Source organism: Caballeronia sordidicola (assembly GCF_002220365.1).
In the GTDB taxonomy this organism is placed as follows: Bacteria; Pseudomonadota; Gammaproteobacteria; order Burkholderiales; family Burkholderiaceae; genus Caballeronia; species Caballeronia sordidicola_C.
Window position 1 is genome coordinate 1 of the sequence record NZ_MTHB01000254.1, and the last position, 4,697, is coordinate 4,697.

Here is a 4,697-nt window from a genome sequence, read left to right on the forward strand (position 1 = left end):
GCTGAAAATGCTACATGCTCCTCTATTCAACGCCTGGCGCAAGGGGCGTGCTTGACCGATCGCTTACGAACAACCCGCACGCGCAATTGCGTCTCGCGTGCGACGTTCCTGGGCCTCGCATTCAAGCTGATCGAGTCGGCGGAAAAATCGTGGCGGCGCATTCGTGCACCTGAAAAAGTCGCCTCACTGCTCCAAGGCGTTCCTTTCAAAGACGGACTACCGGTGACCGACAGCACACCGGCTCAGCAACCGCTTGCCGCCTGATCAAATCTAACTTCCCAAACACCACATTTGACTTTATCTCATGCCGCATTGCCAACAGTGACAACACACATTCGAGCGCTCCAGCCGCGCCTAGCAAATGTCCATGACACGATTTGGTCGCGCTGATGGGAACCGAATACGCCCTATCACCCAGCACGGCTTTGATTGCTGCTGTTTCGGTCACGTCGTTGGGGACGGTCCCCGTGCCGTGTGCATTGATCGCGTCAATTGCGGATGAATCGATTCCTGCCGAAGAAAGCGCTGTAAGCATGGCTGCCGCCTGCCCCTCAACGCTGGGTCGAGTGATGTGACCAGTATCGGTGGTGAGCCCGTATCCAAGCACCTCGCCATAGATGGTCGCTCCACGGGCAACAGCGCGCTCCCAATTCTCTAATATCACCATTGCAGCGCCCTCACCCAGTACCATCCCACTGCGATTCTTCGAGAACGGCTTGCATGAGGCCGCAGGCTCCTCGAAATCGACGGTCGCCAATGTGTGGAGCGCGTCCCAGGCCTTCAATGAGCCGAGGGACAGCGGTGCTTCGGTGCCGCCGGCGATGGCCATTTCGATTTCGCCGTGCGCAACGCGCAGCCACGCCTCGCCGATCGCAACAGAAGAAGAGGCACAGGCGGTCGAGTATGTCAGGCTCGGACCCTTAAGACCGTGCTCGATACTGACCCACGCGGCCGGCGCGTTATACATGCCCAATAAGACAGTGAACGGCTTAATTCGATCGGACTGCTCTCCGTACAGGGTCTGATAGCCTTCGTCCGCGGTTTGTGTGCCGCCCATCCCTGTGCCTACGAACACACCGCACCGGATCTGACGGATATGCCCCCGCTCCAAGTTTGCCGCGGCCACGGCCTCATTCGCAGCGATAACTGCAAATTGGCTGACCCGATCAAGCATGCGAAGCTTCGGCGGCGCAAAAAATTCGGCACCACTGAATTGCACAGTTGCGGCAACCGGGTCTACCAGTCGCGCAAGGGACGGTGCGAGAAGGCGACCAATTCCAGAACGTCCGGCGTACGCATTTGCGTAAGCCTCTTGAGCATCGTTGCCGAGCGGGCAAACCGTGCCGATTCCGGTGACAGCTACCCGCCTCATGGCGACGGCGGGACCGATGACGGGACCGGATCGTGACTCGCAGTACCGTGCTGTGCAGAAACTTGCTTGTCTATAAAGTCAACGATTTCGCCGAGGGTCGAGAGAGGGACCAGTTCAGATTCAGACGAAACCGTGATGCGGAAGACGTCCTCAACTTTGAATAGCAATTCGGCTACCGCAAGCGAATCGATTCCTAGCGTTTCGAGCGTTGCGTCCGGCGTCAACGAGGCTGCGTCAAGCTGATAATCTTCAACGAGCGTCGCGCAGATCCAATCGAAAGTGTTTGTCATGGGGCTCGTAATAAAAAGTGGGAATTCCATTGAGCGCGGAGCTCTCTGTTCCGGCCGGACTTCTCCTTCTGAAGGAGCCGCAACAGCGACAATGACGGCAGCGTACGCTAGTCATGACCTTCCATAACCGAAGCAGTCGTTAAAGGGCATTGGAGGTCGCCGTCGAAGTCAGCAGCTTAACGCTCTTCGAATTGATAGCGCATCGTGTTTTACCGCCCCACTTCGCTCCGAATGGCAACAGACCGGGCCATGTTCGAGCCAGCGACGTCAATATCGTAGCGCTAGCCGGATTCATGGCTGCGTGGGCGAAGACAGAAGCTAACCGGATACGTGAGACGAACTCTCGACGCCAGTCATCAGCATACTTGCTCGCTACAAACCGCTGCCAACGCACGATGTGATTCCTGTCCCTGTCGAGCTTTTGCTCGGGTTCAAGTAAATGTACGCACAGTAGCCACGCAGACTGCAAGGCCATGCTCATGCCCTCGCCGATGATCGGATGTGCCTCTCCGGCAGCATTGCCAATGCGAAAAATCCCATCTTTGGCTCGAACCCGGATTCCAGGATTGAGAGGCCCGGCACCAAGCCAGGAGCCTTGCCTCGATGCATCTCGCAGTACAGCACCGACACCTGTACATGTGTGCCGGAGCATGGCCTCAATCGCCTCGCCGGCGCTGACGCCGCGGGCAGTTCGTCGTAGTTCGTCCAAGCGATCGCGCCGAATGCAACCTGCCACGGTCGTCACGTCATCGTCCGCTACGACCATTCCGCCGTAGCCACCGTCAAAAGAAAGCACAGGCAATAAGCCGGCGTCCAACGAGGCATAACGAAAGTTGGCCTTGAAAGCGAGCAAGTCAGTCGGCTCGCGTTTGCGCCCGCGTTGCGGGCGGTCTGACGGCAGCGACTCCCACGACCCATGTGCATCGATCATTACCGGTGCTTGCAATGTTGCCCTGTCCGAGGCGTTCAATCCGTGCATAGCCTCCGCCAAGTGAATCACGCACAACCAAGCGCCCGGTTTGCCGTCGATGCTCTGCACAGACCACGGCTGCCAAACGTCCGCGCCCGCTGCTCGCGCCTGCTCGATCAAAAGGGTATCGAGCGTTTCTCGGCCCAGAGCCCGTCCCCACCGATATTTAGGATGGTCGGCAGCAGGCAGGTTGGCAACGACTGTGTTATCGCCGCGCATGAACGCGACCTGGCGCAGCTCCGGTCCAGCATGGCGGTCGATTGCCGCGCCGATGCCAAGCGCCGCCAAGAGCGGTAGGTTACTCGCCGCGATACACTCGCCGCACACTTTACGGCGCGGAAAACGCTGCTTTTCAATGAGAGCAACTGACCAGCCCGCTCGTGCTAACAAGATGGCTGCCGAGGAGCCCGCCGGTCCCGCACCGACGATAATCGCATCGAAATGGGTACGCATTGGCCCTCCTATTGGTGAGAAGCGGAAAAGCAATGGCTGAAGAGTCCGGCCGGATACTCGGTTAGTTTCCAATCTGCCGTCTGAGCCGGCCACAGTCGTGAGAGTTCGTCTCCGCAAAATCCAGCACGCACGCTCAATACCGCGTCCGAGCGTGTGACTGAGTTCACGCCAAGCGCGCCGATCAGATGGCTTCCCACTAGGGCTAGCTGGGCACGACGTGGCTCGCACGCGAGGAAACGATCCCCGCGTGCGGCGATCGCGGCGAGCAGCGAGTGAAGCTCGTGATCCTCAAAATGATGCAGAAAGAGGTTCGCGACGATTAGATCCCACCTTTCAAATTGCCGCCCAGACGACATCGACGGGACGTTCCCGGCAATCCAGTCAAAGACGTCAACAACCTCTGCGCTCGCGATCCACCCGAGTTTCGAGTATCCGTCGACGGTGGATGGCGCAATCAGGTCCTGACGATCAAGTAAAGTTAAATCGACACGGCCGAGCGCAGGCGATAATGCCTTTGCCACCCCCAGTAACAGGGTGCCGTCCCCAGCACCGAGTTCCAATATGCGTAGCGGTTGTGAAGTCAATCGAGACGCTAGAAGCGTATTCACAGCCCGTTTAATGATTGAACGTGTGCCCATGACCCGGTGCACGCGCTGAAGGTCCCGACGGGAGCGTTTAGCGACCGGATCCTCCTCGCGCAACCCGTCGAGAGTTTCGGCAACCACTGTCCTGGGTAGATTCATCATAACGACCGTCTCCGTGGAGACACCCCTTTTCCAAAAATCACATACCGACTTTGAGTAAAGCGCCGTGGCAACTAAACCCAGCACCGAACGATGACAGCCACCACCAACCACCCGGCGCGTCATCCGCCAACGCCGCCTCGAGCACAAAATACACAAAGGCACTCGACAGATTTCCATACTCACGCAGCATGTCCGCACTGTAGCGGAAGCACGCACTGTTCAATTTGAACTCTCGTTCAAGTGCGATTAATACGTCGCGACCGCCCGCATGCATGATCCACGCAGACACGTCCGCGGGGCGAAGCTCGGCGCGCTGCAGCACTGTATCCAGCACGCGGCGTGCATATTGAGCCGCAAGGCCGGGTACCGCGCGGGTCAACACGTTGCGCAACATGCCATTTTGGCTTTCGAACATCAGCGCTTTACGTTCGGTCGGATCGGTTACTGACGTGCTGTCGACCCACTCAATTTGGCGCGTCGTTGCACGTGGGTCGGGCGACAAGACGGCGGCGCCCGCGCCGTCGCCGAACAGACAGGAGATAAAGTCAAATGTGGTGTTTGGGAAGTTAGATTTGATCAGGCGGCAAGCGGTTGCTGAGCCGGTGTGCTGTCGGTCACCGGTAGTCCGTCTTTGAAAGGAACGCCTTGGAGCAGTGAGGCGACTTTTTCAGGTGCACGAATGCGCCGCCACGATTTTTCCGCCGACTCGATCAGCTTGAATGCGAGGCCCAGGAACGTCGCACGCGAGACGCAATTGCGCGTGCGGGTTGTTCGATGTCGGACTGTGGCGAAGGTCGACTCAATGGGATTGGTTGTTCTCAAATGCTGCCAGTGTTCGGCAGGAAAGTCATAGAAGGCAAGCAGTT

The 4,697-nt window shown here is 58.2% G+C and carries 6 protein-coding genes and 1 pseudogene; 1 reads left to right on the forward strand and 6 read right to left on the reverse strand.

The features are described from left to right. Positions 1-264: pseudogene (locus BSU04_RS35510) on the forward strand (hypothetical protein); the annotation flags it as partial. Here the strand turns inward: BSU04_RS35510 and BSU04_RS35515 are convergent. The 6 genes from BSU04_RS35515 to BSU04_RS35540 form a co-directional block, all read right to left on the reverse strand. Then, positions 206-1,372, reverse strand: a complete 1,167-nt coding sequence (locus tag BSU04_RS35515) for a beta-ketoacyl-[acyl-carrier-protein] synthase family protein (protein WP_089164921.1) — start codon at positions 1,370-1,372, stop codon at positions 206-208. The pseudogene BSU04_RS35510 and the gene BSU04_RS35515 sit on opposite strands and share 59 nt — an antisense overlap. Then, the gene (locus tag BSU04_RS35520; RefSeq protein WP_179258555.1) at positions 1,369-1,662 is read right to left on the reverse strand and encodes an acyl carrier protein; all 294 of its coding nucleotides are present in this window, start codon (positions 1,660-1,662) and stop codon (positions 1,369-1,371) included. The genes BSU04_RS35515 and BSU04_RS35520 overlap by 4 nt, the downstream gene beginning before the upstream one ends. Before the next feature lie 139 nt (positions 1,663-1,801). Beyond that, entirely contained in the window at positions 1,802-3,157 is a 1,356-nt protein-coding gene (locus BSU04_RS35525; protein WP_256983702.1) for an NAD(P)/FAD-dependent oxidoreductase, read from the reverse strand. After that, entirely contained in the window at positions 3,094-3,831 is a 738-nt protein-coding gene (locus BSU04_RS35530) for a hypothetical protein (RefSeq protein WP_256983703.1), read from the reverse strand. The genes BSU04_RS35525 and BSU04_RS35530 overlap by 64 nt, the downstream gene beginning before the upstream one ends. A 37-nt stretch (positions 3,832-3,868) precedes the next feature. Continuing rightward, the gene (locus BSU04_RS35535) at positions 3,869-4,246 is read right to left on the reverse strand and encodes a 3-oxoacyl-[acyl-carrier-protein] synthase III C-terminal domain-containing protein (RefSeq protein ID WP_256983704.1); all 378 of its coding nucleotides are present in this window, start codon (positions 4,244-4,246) and stop codon (positions 3,869-3,871) included. A 161-nt stretch (positions 4,247-4,407) separates the two neighbouring features. Further along, the coding region (locus BSU04_RS35540) for a transposase (protein WP_179258556.1) at positions 4,408-4,697 on the reverse strand (290 nt) is incomplete at its 5' end.

What these genes read in the sequence shown, in the direction of transcription:
- BSU04_RS35535 (WP_256983704.1), bottom strand. Translation starts at nt 4,246, where the DNA reads ATGTTCGAAAGCCAAAATGGCATGTTGCGCAACGTGTTGACCCGCGCG.
- BSU04_RS35530 (WP_256983703.1), bottom strand. Translation starts at nt 3,831, where the DNA reads ATGATGAATCTACCCAGGACAGTGGTTGCCGAAACTCTCGACGGGTTG.
- BSU04_RS35520 (WP_179258555.1), bottom strand. Translation starts at nt 1,662, where the DNA reads ATGACAAACACTTTCGATTGGATCTGCGCGACGCTCGTTGAAGATTAT.
- BSU04_RS35515 (WP_089164921.1), bottom strand. Translation starts at nt 1,372, where the DNA reads ATGAGGCGGGTAGCTGTCACCGGAATCGGCACGGTTTGCCCGCTCGGC.